This is a genomic window from Sphingomonas sp. 7/4-4, assembly GCF_027941955.1.
GTDB lineage: Bacteria > Pseudomonadota > Alphaproteobacteria > Sphingomonadales > Sphingomonadaceae > Sphingomonas.
Window position 1 is genome coordinate 4,018,929 of record NZ_CP115960.1, and the last position, 21,601, is coordinate 4,040,529.

Here is a 21,601-nt window from a genome sequence, read left to right on the forward strand (position 1 = left end):
TCGCGAGACAGCACGACATCGCGGGAGAGAATGCATGACTGACGGAATCCATGCCGGGAACCGCCGGTGCTGCTTTGCGCTCGATCTGATCGACGACGCGGCGCTGATCGAAGCCTATGAGGCGCGGCACGCGCCCGGCGCCGCCTGGCCCGCCGTCATTGCCTATATCCGCGAGCAGGGCGTCGAGGCGATGGAGATCTGGCGGACCGGCGACCGGCTGTTCATGATAGCCGAGGTTTCGGAAGATTATCCCCGCGCCGTGCCCGTGCCGGAGGAAGTCGAGCAATGGGAGACTCTGATGTGGGGGTTCCAGCGCCACCTGCCGCATGCGCGCCCGGGCGAGAAATGGGTCGAAATGCGCCGGATCTTCACGCTCCCGTCCCAGGGGATGTCGCCTGATCCGAAGGGTGGCGACACGCCGCCTCGGGCCGATTGTTGCGGCCAAACACAGCGGCAGTTCTCAGAAGTGCGCGATCGCCTTGAGCACCGAATCTGCGCGCGCGATCAGATCGGGCATGCGGGTCGGCAGTTCCTCCGCGTCGACGCTCTGCGTCTGCAGTTGATCCGTCGGAATGTCGCCCGACTTGATCGCCGCGATCACGCGTTCGAAGTCCGACGACAAGGCGTTGCGGCTGGCGATCAGCATGGCCTCCCGCTTGTGAAACTCGGGATCCTCGAACGTCAGGTCCCCGACCGCCACGCCGACCAGCACCAGGGCCCCACCGTGCGCCACCAGGCCCAGACTGCGGCGCATCGCGGGAAGCGAACCGGTCGCGTCGAAGACCAGATCGAACATGTCTCCGCGCGTATGTTGCCCTAGCACGGCTTCCAGGCGGTCATCCGCCTGCACGCCGTCGAGGCCGAGCCGATCGCGCGCATAATCGAGCCGGGCCTGCCGGCGATCGGCCAGGATCACCTCGAAGCCGCGCAGCCGCCCGAAGAGCGCCGTCGCGATGCCGATAGGACCGGCGCCGACGACGAGCATTCTCTCGACGCCCGCGGCTGGGGCGCGCGTCACGGCGTGCGCGCCGATCGCGAGAAACTCGACCATCGCCGCCTGGTCGGCGGTCAGTCCTTCCGCATCGACCACTGCGCTTTCGGGTACGACCAGCATGTCGCACATGCCGCCGTCGATATGGACGCCCAGCACCCTGATGTTGACGCACGCGTTCGGCTTGGCCTTGCGGCAGGCGATGCAAATGCCGCATGCCAGATAGGGATTGATCGTGACGGGTTGCCCGATGCGCAGCGACGTGCCCGCGCCGAGCCCCGCGACCTCTCCGCTAAGCTCATGCCCCATGACGCGCGGATAATTGAGGAACGGGTGCTTGCCCGAGAAGATGTGATAATCGGTGCCGCACAGGCCGACCCTGCGGATGCGGATCAGAACCTCGCCTGGCCCTGCGACCGGCGTGTCCCTGGCGACCAGGCCCAGACGAAACGGCTCATGGCAAATAATCGCGCGCATGGCGGACCTCCCTTATCGGCCATCGCATGGTGCTTTGCGTATTTGCAAGTTTGTTTTCGTAAGCGCCGGTAACGGCGGCAATCACTCGGGTTGAAAACCGAGCCGGTCCGAAATGCGCGCGGTCGCCGTGCGCAGCATCCCGCGCGCCGCTTCGATATCGACCTTCTGGGATCCGTCGATCAACTCCAGAAAGGGATCGTCAGCGCCGCGACCACGTTCCGATCGAATCCGAACACGGGAAAGCTGATGTCCGTCACGCCATGGGTGATCGGGCTCTTGCGACTGTCATGGCCGGTCCGCCGGATGACCGCGAACCGTTCCGCCAGCCAGCTCCGGTCGACCGAGATGCTCCGCTCCTCCTCGGCGGCGCGGACGATCCGCTCGGCGCGCTGGAGATTGGAAAAGGCCAGGATCACCTGTCCCGAGCAACTGTGAATGATGTCGATATGTGCGCCGACCTTGAGAGCGAAGCCCCGCGTCCCCGGCTGCTCCTCGCGCGCGATCACCATGCCGCGGCCTCCGTTCGCCACGACGAGGTGGCAGGATTGCCCCGCCTCGAGCGCGAGCACCTGCATCTCGGGCATCGCCGCGCGAACGAGGTCCTGCGAAGGCGTCGCGCGGAATGCGACGTCGAGCAGCTTGTAGGCCACGGTATAGCGATCGGTGGCGTCCGATTTGCGCAGATAGCCGAGCTGCTCCATCACCACGACGATCCGGAAGAGTTCGCCGACCGTGCGGTTCAGATCGGCCGCCATCTCGGTGATCAATGCGCCTTCGGGCCTGGTCGCAAGCAGCTCGATGACTTCGAACGCCTTCCCGATCGCGGGAGCGGCGTAAGTGCCCTTGAGCCCGGCTCGTGTCATATGTCTCCCAATCCGTTCGGATATCTGGCGGCGGCGTGATCTCGCGCGGATATCGGCAGGACGCAAGCCGGAACCTTCGCCGGCCGCCGAGCGCCGGCTCGTCGTCCGGTCGCGCAGCGCGGCATATCCGGGCCTGACGCTGCATTCGCCACCTTGATACATGAAAACATATTTGCAAATATGATAGTAGGATCGCGCGAGCTTCGCGATCGATCGCACAAGGGAGAGACACATGGCCACTTTTAGCAAGCGCGAAATGCTGTTGGCACCATGTGCAGCGCTCGGCATGGGCATGGCGGCGCGCGCGCAGGGCATGACCGGCGCGGCTTCTCAGGACCGCCGCCTTAACCTGGCGTCCGGCCGTTTCGAACCGACGGTGGAATCGCTCAAGACCTATCGCACGCCCGATTGGTTCCGGGATGCCAAGCTCGGGATCTGGGCGCATTGGGGGCCGCAAGCGGTGCCCCGCCAGGGCGATTGGTATGCCCGCTTCATGTATGTGCCGGGCCACCCCCATTATGAGCACCATCTGAAGACCTACGGCCATCCTTCCGAATCCGGTTACAAGGATGTCGTCCCGCTCTGGAAGGCCGAGAAGTTCGATCCGGAAGCGCTGATGGACAGATATGCGGCGGCCGGCGCGAAATACTTCGTGTCGATGGGCGTGCATCACGACAATTTCGATTTGTGGAATTCGAGGCACCATCGCTGGAACGCTGCCGCCATGGGGCCGAAGCGCGATATCGTCGGCGCCTGGAAGGCGGCGGCAAAGCGCCGGGGGCTGCGCTTCGGCGTGTCCGAGCATCTGGGCGCAAGCTATACCTGGTCGTATCCGAACCATCTCTACGACCAGTTCTGGCCGAAGCTGGGCGTGCGCTATGACGGCGCGGACCCGCGCTATGCGGATCTGTATCACGACAATCGCGACGAGCCGTTCCTCAACACGCCGGCGAGCTGGTACACCACGAATGCGAAATTCCACGCCCATTGGTTCGACAGAATCCGCGATCTGATCGATTCCTATCAGCCCGATCTTCTCTATTCGGACGGAGGGCTGCCCTTCGGCGAGGTCGGGCGTTCGCTGCTTGCGCATCTGTACAACAGCCGCACCGCCCGCAACGGAGAACTGCAGGCGGTGTACGCCAGCAAGGACACCGGTTCGGGCGAATTCCACAAGGAATGGGGCGTACAGGACGTCGAGCGCGGCGTACTCAAGGGCATCAATCCCCTGCCGTGGCAGACCGATACGTCCAATGGCGACTGGTTCTTCAGCGACCATGACAGCTACAAGAGCCCGGCGGACGTCATCGCTCTGCTGGCGGATATCGTCAGCAAGAACGGCAACCTGCTGCTCAACGTCGTGCTCTATGCCGATGGTAGCCTGCCGCCTGAATCGGAGCAGCTGCTGGCCGAGATGGCGGCCTGGATGAAGGTCAATTCGGAGGCGATTCATGGCACGCGGCCGTGGAAGGTGCATGGCGAGGGGCCGACCGAAGCCGCTGTCGGAATGTTCAAGGAAAAGGTCGATTATACCGCGCGCGACATCCGGTTCACCACGAAGGGTGACACCCTCTACGCCATCGTACTCGGCCAGCCTTCGGGCACGACCACGATAAACGCGCTCGCCGCCGGCAACCCGCTCGAGCCTCGCCGGGTGCGGCGGGTTCGATTGCTCGGCCATCCCGGTCCGGTCAGCTTCCGGCAGACGAGCGACGCATTGGTGGTCGATGTTCCCGAAACGCTGCCCACCCGGCACGCCAGCGTCTTCAAGATCGATTTCGGCTGACGCCCACAACCATGGGTTTGCACCTGTCTGCTTAACTGGTATGACAATTCCGAATTTCCTTGGGGCAGGCAATGGCGGATCGTCGACTTTTTCAGGACATTACCGAGCGGATCATCGCGCTCATCGAGGACGGCAGCTTCCCGGTGGGCTCGCGGCTTCCCGGCGAGCGCGAGCTCTCGGAGCGTTTCGGCGTCAGCCGCGTCACTATCCGCGAGGCGGAGATCGCGCTGCAGGCGGCAGGCTGGGTGCGGATCAAGACCGGCTCGGGCGTCTATGTCCTCGATCGCCCCGCGAACGCGCAATCCGCACTGCCGACGGTCAGCGCCTTCGAGCTCACCGAGGCGCGCTCGCTGTTCGAAGCCGAGGCTGCGGCGCTGGCCGCGCCGATCATCTCCGAGGATGATCTCGACAGACTGGACGGCCTGCTAACCATCATGGCCGACGAGTCGCTGGACGAGGATGCGATCAGCGCTGCCGACCGCGATTTCCACATGACCATCGCTTCCGCCTCCGGGAATCGCGCGATCATCCACGTCGTGAGTTCGATGTGGCAGCTGCGCACCGAACTGCCCGAAGTGCGCGAGAGCCATACCGCCGTGTGCCGGCAGGACGCGCAGGCGCGCCAGGCCGAGCATGCCGAGATCGTCGCCGCGCTGCGCGACCGCGACGTCAATGCGGCCCGGCTCGCGATGCGGCGCCATTTCAACCGGCTGCTCGAATCGATGCTGAGCGCCGCCGAGGAACGCGCGCTCCAGGAATTGCAGCAGCGATCGGCGCAGAGTCGCGAGCGTTTCCTCCTCAGCGCAAGGCTGGGCTAGCACTTATACCAATTTCTATATACCAATTACCGAACCAATTTGCGCGTATTGGCGGCAAAGTGGTTGACAATGAATCCATGCCAGATATGTCTCTCCGCAAGGACCAACAGGTCTACGACTCGGGGAGGATTGCAATGAACATGAGCCGGATCGCCAAGCCGGGATCGCGTTGGCTGCCGTCGGCGGCAGGCGCCGTATCGCTGCTGATTGCCGCGTCGCCGCTGGCATTGGCGCAGGCGCAGACCGCGCCGCAGGACGACAGCACCGTCGCCACCGACGCCGCACCGCAGGCCGGCGATGGGCAGGCTGCGGAGGAGGCGATCGTCGTGACGGGCGTCCGTGCGTCGATCCAGTCGTCGATCCAGGCGAAGCGCAATGAGACGATCATTTCCGATTCGCTCTCGGCGGCGGATATCGACGGGCTTCCCGCCACCAATCTGGGCGATGCGATCGCCACCATCCCCGGCGCCACCACCCACCGCGAAAAGGGTGCCGCCTCGGAGATCGCCGTCGGCGGGCTCGGGCCGTTCCTCAGCAGCATCAACGTCAATGGCCGCGAGACGACGACCGGCAATGGCAAGCGCTCGGTCAATTTCTATCTGTTCCCGTCCGAGCTGATCAATTCGGTCGCGGTCAACAAGACCCAGCGCGCCGATCTGATCGAAGGCGGCACTTCGGGTACGATCGATTCCCGCACCTTGAAGCCGCTCGACAAGGCGAAGCGCCAGATCACGCTCAGCGCGCGCGGCATCCTGACCGGCTACGACCACAAGCTCGACGATCCCGCCGGTCTCGGTGTTCGCCTGACCGGCAGCTATGTCGACCAGTTCGATCTCGGCGCCGCGGGCGAACTCGGCGTGATCTTCGGTGTGCAATATCAGCGCAGCAATTCGCCCGAGGAGCTGCTCGGCGGCGGCACTACCTGGAATGCGTGCCGCGGCGACGTGGCCTATACCGCGACCCAGACCTGCACTGCGGTCACGCCGCAAACCTATGGCACCGCCGCGGTGCCGGCGAACACGCCTTATTATCTGGCGACGACCAGCCGCAACAACATCCAGTTCGATACCGGCGACGAGCGGCTGGCATGGATCGGCGGGCTTCAATGGAAGTCGCCGACCGGAGTCGAAGTCAATTTCGACGTCGAACTCTCGGACTATAATTTCAACGAGACGCGACAGATTTTCGGCCTTTCCGAGACCACCCGCGGCATGCAGAATGTCGTGTTCGGGCCCGATCACATCCTGCAATCCTACACCGGCAACAGCTTCGGCGAAGTGACGCCCACCTATCGCATCCAGGACGAGACCTATCGCGGCGGCGGGCTCAACGTCTCGATCCCGGTGACCGAGACTTTCCGGATCAGCGCCGATGCCTCGCTGTCGCGCACCCGCCGCGAGCGGATGGATCGTTCGGTGCGGCTGCGCACCGGCCCGACCGACATCGACGGCGCAGTCGTTCCCGGCGTCACCACCGGATCGAGCGGCGGGCGGATCGGCTATAGCTTCGAGAATTTCCCGGACGGCACCCAATCCATCCTGCTCAATCCGGCGTTCGACGTGACCGATGCGGACAATTTCAGTGCCGCCGCGCGCGTTCGCCGCGACGATCAGACGCGCTGGCACGAGAATGAGGCGGGCCGGCTCGACATGCACTGGACGCCTGAGAGCGGCTGGCTGCGCGCGCTCGATTTCGGCGGCCGCGTCTCCGAGATGCGCTATCGCAGCGTGGAATCCGATCGCCGCGAGTATAATTTCAACGTCGCCAACACCGCCTCGGCCTTCAACGGCGCGCCCGGCACGTACAATGTGCTGCTCTCGACCATGGCGGCGGCGAACCGCGCCTGCCGGGTGGACTTCCCGCAGAGCGACTATCTCTCGGGCGACCGCGACAATGCGATCAACAATTGGGCGAGCTTCGATCCGGTCTGCCTGATGCAGAATTTCCTCGGCACCGAGGATCCCGGGCTCAGCGCCGACACCCGCAGCATCGGCAACCGCAATATCGAGGAGGACACCAAGGCCGCTTATGTGATGGCGAGTTTCGGCGGCGATCTCGGCAGCCTGCCGGTCAGCGGCAATGTCGGCCTGCGCTATGTCTCGACCGACGTCCTCTCGCGCGGGTTGCGCGGCGGGTTCAACGTCATCAACAACGGCAACGGCACGATCAGCCTCGTCTCGAACGGCCAGTTCGATCCGCTGATCGACACTTATGCCTATGACAAATGGCTGCCGAGCCTGAACCTCTCCTTTGATGCGTCGGAGAAGTTCAAGGTGCGCGCCGCGGTGTCGCGTTCGATGACCAAGCCGGACCCTGCATCGCTCGCCAATGGCCGCACCTTCGCGCTCGACGCGTCGCAGACCTCCTTCCCGGACGTGCGCTCGGCCATTTCGTCGATCACGGCCTCGGGCAATCCGCGCAGCAATCCGCTGATGTCGTGGAACTATGATCTGTCGCTCGAATATTATCTCAATCGCGACTCGGTCTTCTCGTTCCGCCTGTTCCACAAGACCTTCCAGGGCGGCTATGTGAACGTGCTCCAGGATGAGAGCTACACGATCGGCGGACAGACCTTCACCGTGCCGGTAACCGTGCTCCAGTCGAGCGAAGAGACCCACAACATCAACGGTTTCGAAGTGTCGGCCAGCTATCGCGCCTCGTTCCTGCCCAGCCCGTTCAACGGCCTCGGCTTCCGCGGCAGCTGGGCCTATGCCGACAGCGATTACGAGCAGGAGGATCTGCGGCTGGGCGATCAGGTCAATCCGGCGACGGGGCAGGCTTATGAAGGGCTGGTCGATCCGGTCGGCATCTTCGGCATGTCGAAGCACGTCGTCACCGCCGCGCCCTATTTCCAGTCGGGCGGGTTCGAGATTTCGGCGATCTACAAGTTCCGCTCGGCTTATTACCAGCAGTTCGTCGGCGATCCGTCGCAGAACCGCATGGTGCGCGACGAGGGCACGGTCGATCTCAACCTGCGCTATCGGTTGAACAGGAACCTCGTGCTGCAGTTCCAGGGGACCAACATCACCGATACACCGCGATACCAGGACATGCCGATCCTCGGCAGCTTCCGCGAGGCGAGCTATTATGGCCCGACCTATTTCCTCGGCGCGACGCTCCAGTTCTGACGCGCGCATGCTGAAAACCGCCTTCGCGCCGATGGCATTGCTCGCCTTTGTGGCGGCATTGCCGGCCGCGGCCCGTGACGTGCTGGTCCGCGACCAGGCCGGGTTCGCGGCCGCGGCGGCGTCGCTCGAGCCCGGCGATACGATCGTGCTCGCGGACGGCGAGTGGCGCGACTTCGCAATAAAGCTGGTTGGGGAGGGGACGGCGACAAGTCCGATCACGCTGACCGCGCAGCATCCCGGCAAGGTGATCCTCACCGGGCGCTCCAGCCTCGCGGTCGGCGGCACGCATCTCGTCGTATCGAACCTCGTTTTCCGTAACGGGTTCGCTTCCGGAGACGAAGTGATCGCCACCCGGGTCGGCAAGCGCTGGTCCGAGAATCTGCGGCTGACCGGGATCATGATCGACAGCTTCAGCAATCCGGATCGGCGTTTCGAGGATCATTGGGTCGCGCTCTATGGGCGCAACATCCGCGTCGATCACTCGCATTTCGAAGGCAAGGCCAATGCCGGCGCGATGCTGGTGGTGGTGCGCGAAGGCAAAATGCCGCTCGATAACCGCGTCACGCTCGACCATAATTATTTCGGGCACCGCCCGGTGCTCGGCTCGAACGGCGGCGAGACGATCCGCATCGGGACCAGCACCGAATCGATGAGCGATTCGCACTCGATCGTCGAGGACAATGTCTTCGAGCGCTGCGACGGTGAGGTCGAGATCGTCTCGGTCAAATCGGGCGGCAACGTGATCCGCCGCAACCTCTTCCTCGCTTCGCAAGGCTCGGTCGTGCTGCGCCACGGCAACGGCAATCTGGTCGAGCGCAACGTCTTCCTGGGGCAGGGCCTGCCGCATACCGGCGGGGTGCGCGTGATCAACGAGCGCCAGATCGTACGCGACAATTACATGGAAGGGCTGGGCGGAGTCGATTTCACCAGCGCGATCACCGTGATGAACGGCGTCCCCAACTCGCCGATCAACCGCTACCTTCCGGTCAGAGGCGCGGTGATCGAACGTAACACGATCATCGATGCCGCGCGGATCACGCTCGGCGCGGGGGCAAGCGACGAACGCTCGCAGGCACCGCAATCGACGCGCTTTGCGGACAATTTGATCGTCAATCGCGACGGCAAGAGCCCGTTCCGCGCCGAAGCCAGCCTCGCCGGCATCGCCTTCGTCGGCAATGTCGCCTCGGCGGATCCCAAGGTCGAAGGCGTTGTCGTAGAGCGCCGCGAAGTGAAGCTCGAACGCGCCGCGAACGGCCTGCTCTATCCGGTTGGCGCCACGGCCGGTGCGCCGCGCGATCTGCAGCCGATCGCGCGCGAGGCGACGGGCGTCGCCTGGTATCCCAAGCCCGCCGGCACCCGCGTCGCGTTCGGCAGTGGGGCGACGGTCGAAGTCGCGACCGGCCCGGCGCTGGCCGCGGCAGTCGCCAACGCGCGCGACGGGGATGTCATCCAGCTCCGGCCAGCCCAGTACCTGCTCGCCGAGCCGCTGGTGGTGAGGCGCACGCTCACCCTGCGCGGGCATTCGGCGACATTGCGCTTTTCGGCGCCGACCTTGTTCCAGCTCGAGGATGGCGCGAGCCTCCAGCTGCGCGATCTGAAGCTGAGCGGCAGCGCCGCACCCCGCCAGCCGGGCAACGCCGTGATCCGCGCCAGCGCGAAGCCGATGCTGGTCAATTATACCGTCGATATCGAGGATTGCGCCTTCGCCGAAATGGCGGGTGCGCCCGGGTTCGATGTCATCGCGACCGTCCCTGCGACGCTCGCCGAGACCATTCGCATCGTCGATACCCGCATCGCCGATGTCTCCGGGGCGGTCCTCGCCGGCCATTCCGAAAAGGGGAAGGAGGGTTTCTACAATGCCGAACGCGTCGTCTTCGACGGTCTCGACATGGCACGCGTGGCCACCATCGCTGACCTGTTCCGCGGCGGCACCGACGAAAGCACCTACGGCCCGCAATTCACGATGACCGACAGCAGCATCGCCGATAGCGGCGCGGTGCTGCTCTCCGGCGTGCAGGAGACCACGATCACCGGCAATCGCTTCGTCCGCAGCGGCGGCATTCGCGTCACGCACAGCGTCGGTTCGCCGCACACCGAGATCGCCCATAACAGCTTCACGGCGACGCCGGCGCCAGTGATCGAGGAACTCCATTACACCGGTCCAGCGCGGGCGCTGCTCGCCGACAACCGGGTGTCGCAATGATCCGTCGCCTGCTGCTCCTTGCCGCAGTCTCAACCCTGACGGTCGCAACGGCCGGGCACGCGCAAGAAGCGCGGCCGGCCCTGTCGGATGGCGCCGCCTTCGCCGCGATGGCGCGCGAAGGCGGCCGCTATCCGCTGTTCGCCGCCGAAGTGGCGCGGATGCGCGAGACGGTCGACGCGGCGATAAAGGATGGGATCCACGTGCCGGTGCCGAAGGATCCCGGCGGCGGCTACACGCACGAGCAGCACAAAAGGAACTACATGGCGCTGTATGGCGCCGGGCTGCTCTACCGGATCACCGGCGAGCGCGCTTATGCCGACTATGCGCGGCAGTTGCTGCTCGCATATGCCAAGCTCTATCCGACGCTCGGCGATCATCCGGCCAAGGCAAACGAGTCGGTCGGGCGGCTGTTCTGGCAGAGCCTCAACGACAGCGTCTGGCTGGTCTATTCGGTACAGGGCTATGACGCGATCCGCGACACGCTGAGCGCGGCGGACCGCAAGACGATCGACGACGACGTCTTCCGCCGTGCCGCGGCATTCCTGTCGACCGGCAGCCCCGAGATGTTCGACCGCATCCACAACCACGCCACCTGGGCGTGCGCGGGCGTCGGCATGACCGGTTATGTGCTGCGCGACCCCAGGCTGGTCGACATGGCGCTCAAGGGCCGCGACGGCACCGGCAAGTCGGGTTTCCTGCGCCAGGTCGACGAACTCTTCTCGCCCGACGGCTATTACACCGAAGGCCCTTATTACCAGCGTTACGCCCTGCTGCCCTTCGTGCTGCTTGCACAGGCGATCGACGCGAACGATCCCGCGCAGGGCATCTTCCGCCGCCGCGACGGGGTGCTCTTGAAGGCGATCCGAACGACGATCCAGCTGAGCTATGGCGGATATTTCTTCCCGCTCAACGACGCGATGCCCGACAAGAGCCTCAAGACCGACGAGCTCTACCAGGCAGTCGCGATCGGTTATGCGGCGACGAAGGATCCCGCCTTCCTGTCGATCACCGAGCAGCAGGGGCGTACGACGCTGACCCCCGGCGGCCTCGCAGTCGCGCGCGATCTCGCGGCGGGCAAGGCGCAGCCATTCCCGTTCGCCCCGGCATTGTTCCGCGATGGACCGAACGGCGAGCAGGGCGCGATTGCCGTGATGCGCTCGGGGCCCGAGCCCGACGCATCGGTGCTCGTCGCCAAGAACAGCGGGATGGGCATGGGCCATGGCCATTTCGACAAGCTCAACTGGATATTCTACGACGCCGGCGAGCCGGTGATCACCGATTACGGCTCGGCCCGTTTCCTCAATGTCGAGGCTAAGGACGGCGGCCGCTACCTTCCCGAGAATGAGAGCTGGGCCAAGCAGACCGTCGCGCACAACAGCTTGGTCATGAACGAGACCAGCCATTTCGCCGGCAAATGGCGCGACGGGCAAAAGCTCGCGCCGAAGCAGCTCTATTTCGCGAGCGACGCCAAGACGCAGGTCAGCACCGCGGAGATGGACGGCGCGTATCCGGGCGTCCGCTTCCGCCGCACGCTGGTCGCGCTGCCGATGGGCAAAGCGAGCCCGCTGGTGCTCGACCTGCTCCGTGCGACCGGCGACAAGCCCGCGACCTGGGACCTGCCGCTCCATTATCGCGGCCAGATCACCGAGATCGGCTTTCCGCACCGCTCGAACACCGCCGAACGGCCGGTGCTCGGCAAGGCGAACGGCTATCAGCACATCTGGGTCGACGCGACCGGCACGCCTGACGGCGACGCGGCCAGCCTCACCTGGATGCTCGGCAAGCGCTTCTACACCTGGCACATGCTGCCGCCCAAGGGCGCGCAGCTGATCCTCGGCGAAAGCGGCGCCGATGATCCGCGCTTCAACCTGCGCCGCGAGCCGCTGCTGATCGCGCGCGCCACAGGCGCAGCGGACGCCACGTTCGTCGGCCTGCTCGAGCCGCACGGCGCCTATGACCCGTCGGCGGAGACAGTGGTCAACAGCCGCAGCGCCATCGCGAAACTCGTCCACACGCGCGGTGCGGACGCCGATCTGGTGCGCATCGATCTGATCGGCGGGCGCAGCATCGTGCTGGCGATCGCCGACAGCGTCGACGCGACCGCGCGACACCGTGCCACGATCGACGGCCGCGTAATCGAATGGACCGGCCATTTCGCGCGGTTCGATCAGGGAGCGGCGCGATGAAGAACGGCCTGCGCTGGTGGATCATCGGCCTCGTCGCGGTGGCGACGGTGATCAACTATATCGACCGTAACGCGCTCGCGGTGATGTGGCCGGCGATCTCGAAGGACATCGGCGCCGACAAGGCCGATTACGCGCTGCTCGTGACGATCTTCATGATCGCTTATGCCGCGGGGCAGAGCCTGTTCGGGCGGCTGTTCGACGTGATCGGCACGCGGCTGGGGTTCACGGTCTCGATCCTCGTCTGGTCGGTCTCTATCGCGATGCATTCGCTTGCCCGCGGCATCGGCAGCTTCGGCATCCTCCGCGCCACGCTCGGGGTGAGCGAGGCGGGCAACTGGCCCGGCGCGGTCAAGGTCAACGCGCTCTGGTTCCCCTCGTCCGAGCGCGCGCTCGCGCAGGGCATCTTCAATTCGGGCGCGGCGATCGGCGCGATCATCGCGGCGCCGCTCGTCGCCTTGCTGTTCGGCCAGTTCGGCTGGCGCGCGACCTTCGTGCTGGTCGGCGTGCTCGGCATGCTCTGGCTGCTGCCGTGGTTCTGGCTCTATCGCGGCGATCCCGGCGCGCATCCCTGGCTGAGCGAGGCCGAGCGCGCGCATATCGCCGGCGACGGCCAGCGCCACGCGGACGCCGGCCCGCCGCCGCGGCTCGCCGAATTGCTCCGCCACAAGCAGAGCTGGTCGATCATCGTCGCGCGCTTCTTCCTCGATCCGGTCTGGTGGCTGTTCGTCTCGTGGCTGCCGATCTACCTCGCCGAGACCTTCGGGTTCGACGTGCAGAAGATCGGGCTGTTCGCCTGGGTGCCGTTCGTCGGCGCGATGTTCGGCAGCCTGTTCGGCGGCTGGCTGGCGGGGCGGCTGATCCGATCGGGCTGGAGCGTGCTCAAGGCGCGCAAGGCAGTGATCACGCTCGGCGGTGCGATCATGCTCCCGGCGCTGCTGCTCACCATTCAGGCGGCCGACCCGCTTTATGCAGTGCTGCTGATCGCCGCAGTGCTGTTCGGCTTCCAGGTCGCGATCAACAATATCCAGACGCTGCCGAGCGATTTCTTCGGCAGCGGCGGCGCGGGCTCGCTCGCCGGCTTCAGCGGCACCGCGGCAGTCACGGGGACGCTGATCACCACCTGGCTCGTGCCGGTGATGACACGGCACGGCTATGCATCGATCTTTGCGCTGGCGGCGGCGATCGTGCCGCTGTCGATGCTCGCAATATGGTTGCTCGGAGGAGGACCGCGCCGGTTCCGCTCGCCGGGCGGGTAAAAGGGATGGAAGAATGAAGTTCAAGGACAAGGTCGCATTGGTCACCGGCGGCGGCCGCGATATCGGGCGGTCGGTTTCGCTGCGGCTCGCCGCGGAGGGTGTGAAGATCGCGATCAACTATTGCAATGACCGCGAGTCCGCCGAAGCGACGGCGCGCGAGATCGAAGCCGCGGGCGGCACCGCCGCCGTGTTCCAGGCGGATGTGAGCAAGGCGGATCAGGTCGCGACGCTCGTCGCTGGCGTGCAGACGAAATTCGGCGATCGCATCGACGTGCTGGTCAACCTCGCCGGCGGCATGGTCGCGCGCCGCAAGCTCGAGGAGATGGACGAGGCCTTCTACGACCAGATCATGGACCTCAATCTCAAGTCGGTGTTCCTCGTCACGCGCGCAGTGAAGCCGCTGATGGGCGAGGGCGGCGCCATCGTGAACGTCTCCTCGCTGGCCGGACGCGACGGCGGCGGCCCCGGCGCTTCGCTCTATGCGACGTCGAAGGGCGCGCTGATGACGCTGACCCGCGCCTGGGCGAAGGAGTTCGGGCCCGAAGGCATTCGCGTCAACGCCGTGTGCCCGGGGCTGATCGGCACCAGCTTCCACGACATCTTCTCGAAGCCCGAGGGCCGCGCCGCGGTGGCAGGCAACACGCCGCTGCGCCGCGAAGGCCACCCCGACGAAGTGGCGGACGCGATCGCCTATCTCGCCTCGGACGAAGCGCGCTTCCTGACAGGCGTGAATCTCGACGTGAACGGCGGGCTTGGTTTCTCATGATCCGCGGGCTGCTCGGTCTCGCCTGCGCGTTCGCTCTGCCCGCGAATGCGCAGGAGCGCGCACGGACCGATGCGCCGCCCCTCGAGCCGTACAAGATCATCCTGATCGGCGATTCCACGATGGCACCACATAGCGGCTGGGGCTCGGCCTTTTGCGGCGGCCATGTGAAGTCGTCGGTCGCATGCCTCAATCTCGGGCGCGGCGGCCGCAGCACGCGCAGCTATCGGGCGGAGGGATCGTGGGACATCGCGCTCGCCGAGGCGCGGATCCCGGGATATCGCGCGCGCTATGTCCTGATCCAGTTCGCGCACAACGATCAGTCGAGCAAGCCCGAGCGCTGGACCGACGAGAAGACCGAATTCCCGGCCAATCTCCGCCGCTTCGTTACCGAAGTGCGCGCAGCCGGCGCGGTGCCGGTGCTGCTCACGCCGCTGACCCGCCGGATATTCAGGGACGGAAAGCTCGACAACAATCTCGCCTCATGGTCGGACGAAGTGCGCAAGATAGCAGCGGAGATGAAGGTGCCGCTGGTCGATCTCAACGCGCGCAGCGCCGCGGCCGTAAGCAAGCTGGGCGCGGTCGACGCGACGAAGCTGGCGCAGGAGCCGCCTGATCCGAAGGAGATGGAGGCTGCCCGGTCGGGAACCACCTTGCCGCCCAAGCCGGCGCCTCAAAGCGATCTGCCGCCCCCGCCCGACACGCAGGGCCCGCGCGCCACGGTGATCCGCAAATTCGACTATACGCATGTGGGAGAGGCGGGGGCCGATCTCTTCGCGCGGCTGGTTGCGCAGGATCTCGCCATCGCCGTGCCGGAACTGAGCGGGCAGCTTCTTCCTGAAGCTGCCCGCCCGCAGTGGGTGATCAGGAGGTGATCAGGCGAATTCGGCCATCCTGCCGCTGCCGCCGAACACTTCCACCTTGCCGCCGCTGGCCCGGCGCCGCTGGAGCCAGTCCTTGAGCAGCTCGGCGCAGGTGTGATCGATCGCCGAACAGCGCGAGAAATCGATCCGGACCGCCCCTTGGCGCGGCAGGCCGTCGAGCCGCTCGGACAGCTTGGGCAGCGCGAGGAACGTCGCCGCGCCGTCCAGCGCCAGCGTGTGGCCTTCCGCTTCCTCGCTCTGCTCCATCCGCAGGCGCAGGCGCCGGAAGTGCGGCATCAGCTCGATCATCGACAGCGCGATACCGACCAGCACGCCGGTCAGCAGGTCCTCGACCACCACCAGCGTGAGCGTCACTGCCCAGATCATCGCCGGCAGCACGCCATAATCGCGCAGCAGATGCCTGGCATGGCTGAAGTTCACCAGCCGCGCGCCGGTGACGACCAGCACCGCGCCGAGCGCGGCCATCGGGATCTCGCGCAGCAGCCAGGGCAGCAATGCGACGAAGCCGAGGATCCACACGCCGTGGAGCATCGTCGATAGCCGCGTCGTCGCACCGGCCTGGACGTTGGCCGAGCTGCGGACGATCACGCCGGTCATCGGCAGCGCGCCGGCGGCGCCGCACAGCAGGTTGCCCACGCCCTGTGCGCGGAGCTCCTTGTTATAGTTAGTGCGGACGCCGTCGTGCATGCGGTCCACCGCCGCCGCGGAGAGCAGGGTCTCGGCGCTGGCGATGAAGGCGATGGCGAAGGCCGCGCCGATCACCGAAGGGTTGAGCAGGATCGAGAAGGCGCCTGCATCGGGCAATGCGATGGCCGCGGCGATATTCTCCGGCACGACCACGCGGGTGACGTCGAGGCCGAGCGCGAACGCGAGCAACGTGCTCGCCATCACGCCCATCAGTGCGCCGGGGACAAGCTTGAGCGCTGCCGGTCGCCATTTCTCCCAGCCGAGCATGACGCCGATCGTCACCAATGCGAGCGCAAGCGCGATTTCCGCCGCGGCCATGTTGGGCGACAGGCCGAGCAGGCGCCCGGGCATCGCCGCGAGATTCTCGAGGCCGCTGGGCAGCGGCTTCGAATCGAACAATACGTGAAACTGGCCGATCACGATCAGCACGCCGATACCGGCGAGCATGCCGTGGACGACGGCCGGCGAGATCGCGCGGAACCAGCCGCCGAGGCGGAACACCCCGGCGACGACCTGGATCAGCCCGGCGAGCATCAGGATCGGGCCGAGTGCCGAGAGACCCTGGTCGCGGACGAGCTCGAACACGATGACCGCGAGACCGGCGGCCGGGCCGCTGACCTGCAGCGGCGATCCGGCGAGCGCACCGACGACGAGGCCGCCGATGATGCCGGTGATCAGGCCCTTTTCGGGCGGCACGCCCGAGGCGATGGCGATGCCCATGCAGAGCGGCATCGCCACGAGGAAGACGACGATCGAGGCGGTTAGGTCCCGGACGTTCCAGCGGGCCTTTTCCTCGGGCGCCGCGGCGTCGAGAGGGGCGGTGGCGGTGTTCATTCCGCCGCCTCCAGCCGCTCGGCGGCCACGCGCGGCGAGGCGGGCAGCGCCACCGGCAGCGGCGCATCCTCGCGGATCGGCATGAACTGGTTGCTCACGCCGTCGAGCGCCAGCACCTGGCCATAAGCGATATCGAAGAACCAGCCGTGCAGCGCGACTTCACCCCGCGCGATCGCCGCTGCGACCGAGGGATGCGTGCGCAGATGGGCGATCTGCACATTGATGTTCTCGAGGCTGGCCGCGCGCACACGCTCGCCATTCTCCACCCCGGGATAGCCGCGCTCCACCACGCTCTTGGCCGCCTGGCTATGCCGCAGCCACGCCGCGACATTGGGCATGTTCTCGAGCATCTCGGGGTTCATCAGCGCCTTCATCGCGCCGCAGTCCGAATGGCCGCAGACGATGATGTCGTGCACGCCCAACGCCTCGACGGCATATTCGACGGTAGAGGAGACGCCGCCATTCTGGGTCGCGTAGGGCGGCACGATGTTGCCCGCGTTGCGGCACACGAACAGGTCGCCGGGCCCCGCCTGCATGATCTGCTCGGGCACCACGCGCGAATCCGCGCAGGAGATCATCAGCGCCTTGGGGCTCTGCCCGTCGGATGCCAGTCGGGAGTAGAGGTCGCTTTGGTTCGGAAAGACCTGCTTTGCGAAGCTCAGCACGCGTCCCATCAATTCGTTCACGATTCCGTACTCCTTGCCAGCTCGCACTACGGCGAGCGTCAGGAGAGGAGTTAGGGACCGCGTTTTGCTGCGGCGCAGCGTTCTTGTAAGGAATTGTTGCCCGGCGGCCGGCCGTTTCAGGTGAGCGGCAGGCGGATTTCTGCGCTCAACCCGCCGCTGTTGCGGTTGCGTAAAGTGAAGGTGCCGCCTTCGGCCTCGATTGCGCGGGCGACGATCGAGAGGCCGAGCCCGAGACCCAGCGTGTCCCGCGTCCGCGCCTGATCGAGGCGGACGAAGGGCTGCATCACCGTCTCGATCGATTCGGCGGGAATGCCGGGGCCGTCATCCTGGACGCGCAGCACGATCTCGGTTTCGGTGCCCCGCAGGACGATCGACACATGCTCGGCATGATGCACGCCGTTCTCGACGAGATTGACCAATGCCCGCTTGAGAGCGCCCGGCCGGACGGCGCGTTCGAGATGGTCGGGGCCGTTATAGCGCACGTCGCCGCCGCGATCGCGCGCGTCGTCGGCAACCGTCTGGCAGAGCGCGGCGAGATCGACCGGGACGCGCGGCTCGGCCTCGTCCTCGCCGCTCAGATAGGCGAGCAGCGATCCGATCATCGCTTCCATTTCGGAGATGTCGGACTGGATCGCCTTGTGGGTCTCGGCATCCTCGACCGCGTCGGCGCGCAGCCGCAGCCGCGCGAGTGGCGTGCGCATGTCGTGGCCGACCGCGGCGAGCGCCTGGGTGCGGTCCTCGATCAGCCGGTGGATGCGGGCCTGCATGCGATTGAACGCGCGGATGACGCGGCGCAGCTCGCGCGGGCCCGCCTCGGCCAATTCCTCGGGCTCGTCGCTGCCGACGCGCTCGGCGGCCTGGGCGAGCTGGCGCATCGGCAGCAGGGTCCTGCGCACCAGCACGCCGCCGATCAGGATGATCAGCACCGCGGGCGCGAGTCCGAGCAGGATGCGGTCGAACGAGAAACTCAATTCGTGCACCGGCTCGCGCGTGGCGAACTGCATCTTGCTCCCGTCGGGCAGCATGACGCTGCCCTCGATCACCGCTTTGCGGCCGTTGCCCACCAGCCGCAGGTGCGGATTGGCACCGGCGAGGCTCGGCTCCCACTCGACCACCTGCTTGTGGATGCGATCGAGGTTCGGCGCGATCCGCAGCCGGGTCGGCAGCGTCGTGCTCCAGCGGACTTCGTAGCGGCTGGTCGTAAGGTCCGCGGCCAGCGCGGCGCGGCCTTGGGGGCTCCTCCGCCAGCAGCTTCCGGGCGATCACCAGATGCTCGGCGAGCCTGCGCGCCTCGTCGTCGCGCACCGAGAGCTGGCTCGCGCGCTCATAATAAAGGTGCTGGCGCCGAACTCGATCAGGATGGCGAGCAGCAGGATCGCGAAGACGCGCCCCATCAGCCCGAGCGAAGGGCGCAGCAAACGCTTCAATCGCGGGTCACCGCCACGTTCAGCATGTATCCGACGCCGCGCACCGTGACGATCGGCGCCTTGCCGTGCGCGTCGGACAATTTTCGGCGCAGGCGGCTGATCAATACGTCGACGCTGCGATCCGAGCTGTCTCCCAGCCGCATGCGCGAAAGCTCGATCAGCCGTTCGCGCGCAATCACGCGTCCGGCATTGTCGCACAGGCTGACCAGCAGGTCGAACTCGGCCCCGGTCAGCTCGACGATCGCGCCGCCCGGCGATTTGAGCTCGCGGCGGGGCAGGCTGACCGTCCAGCCGTCGAATTGCAGCCGCCCCTGCACCTGGTGCGACGGCGAGGGTTCGTTGCCGCGGCGGAGCACGGCGCGGACGCGCGCGATCAGCTCGCGCGTGCCGAACGGCTTGGCCAGATAATCGTCCGCGCCCAGCTCTAGCCCGATCACGCGGTCGGTCTCGCTCGCCTTGGCCGAGATGAAGATGATCGGCACGCGGCTGCGCTCGCGGAGCATCCGGCACAGGTCGATGCCGCTGGTTCCGGGAAGCATGATGTCGAGGATGACGAGATCGACCGGCGACGCATCGAACGCCGCCCACATCTCGGCCGCGGTCGCCACCGGACGCACCCGATAGCCATGCTCCTGCAGCGCGCGCGCCGTGAGCGTGCGCAGCGGCGGATCGTCTTCGACCAGGATGATCGACGGCGGGACAACGGACTGATGAAGCATCATTCCGGAAACTAGGGGCTCGGCGCGCATGAACAACCCTTGCACTGCAGCATGACACCCTCAGCAACGTTTCCTTACGTTCGCGCGAAGCGGGAGCAATACGCCCCCTAGATGAATCCTCGACACGATGTTTAGAGGAGACGACGAATGTTGCTTGCAGCCCTGGCGATGATCACCTTCGCGGAAACCGACGCCGCGCCGAAGCCGGTCCAGTATCGCAGCCACGAAGTATCGGTGGGATTGAAGGCGGGCTGCAAGGTCCAGCAGGTCCACACCCCCGCCGGAAAGATCGGCAATCATCCGGCAATCCTCCGCTGCCCCGCACCCGTCGAAGGTCTCGCGAGCAAGACGACGGGCCGCTGAGACAGCTTACCCATCCTCGTGACCTGCCCAGCGGCAGGAAGGAACCCAGATGCTCTTTGCCCTGCTGCTCGCCCAGACGGCGACGCCGCTCGAACTCACCTGCGTCGGCGGCGGCGCGGCGAACAAGGTCGATACCGAGACGGTCTATGGTGCCGAGAACAGCGGCAACAGCGCATGGCCGACGATGCACGAGCGGCGCCGCGAAGCCTTTCGCGACCGGGTCGCGATTCGGATCGCAGGCGAACAGGGCCGGATCCGCTTGCCGCAAGCTATGCTGCCAGCGGGCGGTGACGGCTGGTTCAAGCTCGGCGATTTGAAGCTGAGCGAGCGAACGCTCACCGCCGCTACGGCAGTCGACCTGATGAACAGGCCCAAGGTCCGCATCGACCGCGCGACAGGGGCTATCCGCATCAGCGGCGCGGCGGGCAGCTATGACGGTGTCTGCCAAGGCGGTCTGACCTCGTAACGCCACCGCCGCGGAGGATTGCGGACCTCCCTCGGCGGCGCGAAAAATGCGGCTTGAGCGCGTGCGCGAATTGCTGGAGGAGACCAGTCGATCTTCGCCTGACAGGGAAACTCCATGCCTTCCGGACTTGTAGCGCTGCTGGACGACATTGCCGGCATCACCAAGCTCGCCGCCGCCTCGCTCGACGATGTCGGCGCGGCCGCGGGCAAGGCCGGAGGGAAGGCGATCGGCGTGGTGGTCGACGATACGGCGGTGACGCCGCGCTACGTCATCGGCCTGTCGCCCCAGCGCGAGTTGCCGATCATCGCCAAGATCGCAGCGGGGTCGCTGCGCAACAAGCTGCTGATCCTGTTGCCCGCTGCATTGGTGCTGAGCGCCTTTGCGCCCTGGGCGATCACGCCGCTGCTGATGCTGGGCGGCGCGTTCCTGTGCTTCGAAGGCGCCGAGAAAGTGCTCGAGGCATTGAGCGGGGAATCGCACGCGGAAGTCGAGACTGCGCCGATGGATGCCGCCGAGCTCGAGCAATCGAAGGTAAAGGGCGCGATCCGCACCGATCTCATCCTGTCGGCGGAGATCATGGCGATTGCGCTGGCCGATGTGGCGGAATCACCGATTTTCACCCAGGGCGTCGTCCTCGCGATCGTCGGCATCGGCATCACGATCGGCGTCTATGGCGTGGTCGGGCTGATCGTGAAGATGGACGATATCGGACTGCATCTCGCCGAGCGCCGCAGCGCGGCGACCCGCGCCATCGGCCGGGGGCTGGTCAAGGCGATGCCGGCGCTGATGGATTTCGTGTCGATCGTGGGGACCGCCGCGATGATCTGGGTCGGCGGCGGGATCCTCGTCCACGGGCTCGAGGGGCTCGGCGTCCACGAGCCCGCCGGTACGATCCACCACGCGGCCGAGGTGGCGATGCACGCTACGGGAAGCCTTGGCGGCATCGCGGGATGGCTCGTCAGGGCGATCGCCTCGGGCCTGTTCGGTCTGTTGGTCGGCGGCGTGCTCGCATTCGGCCTGCACAAGATCCGGCACTAGAGTCGGGGAACCCGTTCAAGGTTGAG

Annotated in this window: 18 protein-coding genes and 1 pseudogene; 12 read left to right on the top strand and 7 right to left on the bottom strand. The window is 66.2% G+C overall.

All coding sequences use genetic code 11. The features are described from left to right. Positions 1-34: 34 nt before the first annotated feature. Positions 35-316: pseudogene (locus PIB19_RS23860) on the top strand (L-rhamnose mutarotase); the annotation flags it as partial. Positions 317-460: 144 nt separating this feature from the next. Here the strand turns inward: PIB19_RS23860 and PIB19_RS20540 are convergent. Together PIB19_RS20540 and PIB19_RS20545 are read right to left on the bottom strand one after the other, a co-directional pair. Continuing rightward, positions 461-1,468 (bottom strand): zinc-binding alcohol dehydrogenase family protein, encoded by a 1,008-nt coding sequence (locus tag PIB19_RS20540; protein WP_271238824.1) that lies wholly within the window; start codon positions 1,466-1,468, stop codon positions 461-463. 179 nt (positions 1,469-1,647) lie between these two features. Beyond that, positions 1,648-2,331: an IclR family transcriptional regulator gene (locus tag PIB19_RS20545; RefSeq protein ID WP_271238825.1), complete on the bottom strand. Its 684-nt coding sequence runs from the start codon at positions 2,329-2,331 to the stop codon at positions 1,648-1,650. 232 nt (positions 2,332-2,563) lie between these two features. Here PIB19_RS20545 and PIB19_RS20550 point away from each other — a divergent pair, with 232 nt between their 5' ends. The 8 genes from PIB19_RS20550 (at position 2,564) to PIB19_RS20585 (ending at position 15,346) form a co-directional block, all read left to right on the top strand. Continuing rightward, positions 2,564-4,117, top strand: a complete 1,554-nt coding sequence (locus PIB19_RS20550; RefSeq protein WP_271238826.1) for an alpha-L-fucosidase — start codon at positions 2,564-2,566, stop codon at positions 4,115-4,117. 71 nt (positions 4,118-4,188) lie between these two features. Then, positions 4,189-4,935 (top strand): FadR/GntR family transcriptional regulator, encoded by a 747-nt coding sequence (locus PIB19_RS20555; protein ID WP_271238827.1) that lies wholly within the window; start codon positions 4,189-4,191, stop codon positions 4,933-4,935. Between the two features lie 134 nt (positions 4,936-5,069). Then, a complete protein-coding gene (locus PIB19_RS20560; protein WP_271238828.1) occupies positions 5,070-8,063 on the top strand; it encodes a TonB-dependent receptor in 2,994 nt (997 codons plus the stop codon). 7 nt (positions 8,064-8,070) lie between these two features. Further along, a complete protein-coding gene (locus PIB19_RS20565) occupies positions 8,071-10,266 on the top strand; it encodes a polysaccharide lyase 6 family protein (RefSeq protein WP_271238829.1) in 2,196 nt (731 codons plus the stop codon). Beyond that, positions 10,263-12,452 carry an alginate lyase family protein gene (locus PIB19_RS20570; protein WP_271238830.1) on the top strand — a complete coding sequence of 730 codons (2,190 nt, stop codon included), beginning with the start codon at positions 10,263-10,265 and terminating at the stop codon, positions 12,450-12,452. Before PIB19_RS20565 ends, PIB19_RS20570 begins: the two co-directional genes overlap by 4 nt. Next, entirely contained in the window at positions 12,449-13,708 is a 1,260-nt protein-coding gene (locus PIB19_RS20575) for an MFS transporter (protein WP_271238831.1), read from the top strand. The genes PIB19_RS20570 and PIB19_RS20575 overlap by 4 nt, the downstream gene beginning before the upstream one ends. Before the next feature lie 13 nt (positions 13,709-13,721). Further along, positions 13,722-14,474 carry an SDR family NAD(P)-dependent oxidoreductase gene (locus PIB19_RS20580; protein ID WP_271238832.1) on the top strand — a complete coding sequence of 251 codons (753 nt, stop codon included), beginning with the start codon at positions 13,722-13,724 and terminating at the stop codon, positions 14,472-14,474. Continuing rightward, the gene (locus tag PIB19_RS20585) at positions 14,471-15,346 is read left to right on the top strand and encodes a rhamnogalacturonan acetylesterase (RefSeq protein WP_271238833.1); all 876 of its coding nucleotides are present in this window, start codon (positions 14,471-14,473) and stop codon (positions 15,344-15,346) included. Before PIB19_RS20580 ends, PIB19_RS20585 begins: the two co-directional genes overlap by 4 nt. Here the strand turns inward: PIB19_RS20585 and PIB19_RS20590 are convergent, their stop codons facing one another. The 5 genes from PIB19_RS20590 to PIB19_RS20605 form a co-directional block, all read right to left on the bottom strand. Then, a complete protein-coding gene (locus PIB19_RS20590) occupies positions 15,347-16,876 on the bottom strand; it encodes a SulP family inorganic anion transporter (RefSeq protein WP_271238834.1) in 1,530 nt (509 codons plus the stop codon). Continuing rightward, complete coding sequence (locus PIB19_RS20595) at positions 16,873-17,562, bottom strand: carbonic anhydrase (protein WP_271238835.1); 690 nt, start codon at positions 17,560-17,562, stop codon at positions 16,873-16,875. The genes PIB19_RS20590 and PIB19_RS20595 overlap by 4 nt, the downstream gene beginning before the upstream one ends. A 116-nt stretch (positions 17,563-17,678) precedes the next feature. Then, positions 17,679-18,677, bottom strand: a complete 999-nt coding sequence (locus tag PIB19_RS20600; protein WP_336297210.1) for an ATP-binding protein — start codon at positions 18,675-18,677, stop codon at positions 17,679-17,681. 147 nt (positions 18,678-18,824) lie between these two features. Beyond that, on the bottom strand, positions 18,825-18,989 hold the full coding sequence (locus PIB19_RS23300; RefSeq protein WP_336297211.1) for a hypothetical protein: 165 nt from the start codon (positions 18,987-18,989) through the stop codon (positions 18,825-18,827). Continuing rightward, positions 18,986-19,708, bottom strand: a complete 723-nt coding sequence (locus tag PIB19_RS20605) for a response regulator transcription factor (RefSeq protein WP_271241048.1) — start codon at positions 19,706-19,708, stop codon at positions 18,986-18,988. The genes PIB19_RS23300 and PIB19_RS20605 overlap by 4 nt, the downstream gene beginning before the upstream one ends. A gap of 147 nt (positions 19,709-19,855) precedes the next feature. Between PIB19_RS20605 and PIB19_RS20610 the strand changes: the two genes are divergently transcribed. From PIB19_RS20610 to PIB19_RS20620, 3 genes are all read left to right on the top strand, one after another. Continuing rightward, positions 19,856-20,071: a hypothetical protein gene (locus PIB19_RS20610; RefSeq protein ID WP_271238836.1), complete on the top strand. Its 216-nt coding sequence runs from the start codon at positions 19,856-19,858 to the stop codon at positions 20,069-20,071. A 49-nt stretch (positions 20,072-20,120) separates the two neighbouring features. Beyond that, positions 20,121-20,537 (top strand): hypothetical protein, encoded by a 417-nt coding sequence (locus PIB19_RS20615; protein ID WP_271238837.1) that lies wholly within the window; start codon positions 20,121-20,123, stop codon positions 20,535-20,537. A 114-nt stretch (positions 20,538-20,651) separates the two neighbouring features. After that, positions 20,652-21,575, top strand: coding sequence for a DUF808 domain-containing protein (locus tag PIB19_RS20620; protein WP_271238838.1), 924 nt, complete (start codon positions 20,652-20,654; stop codon positions 21,573-21,575). Positions 21,576-21,601: the final 26 nt, after the last annotated feature.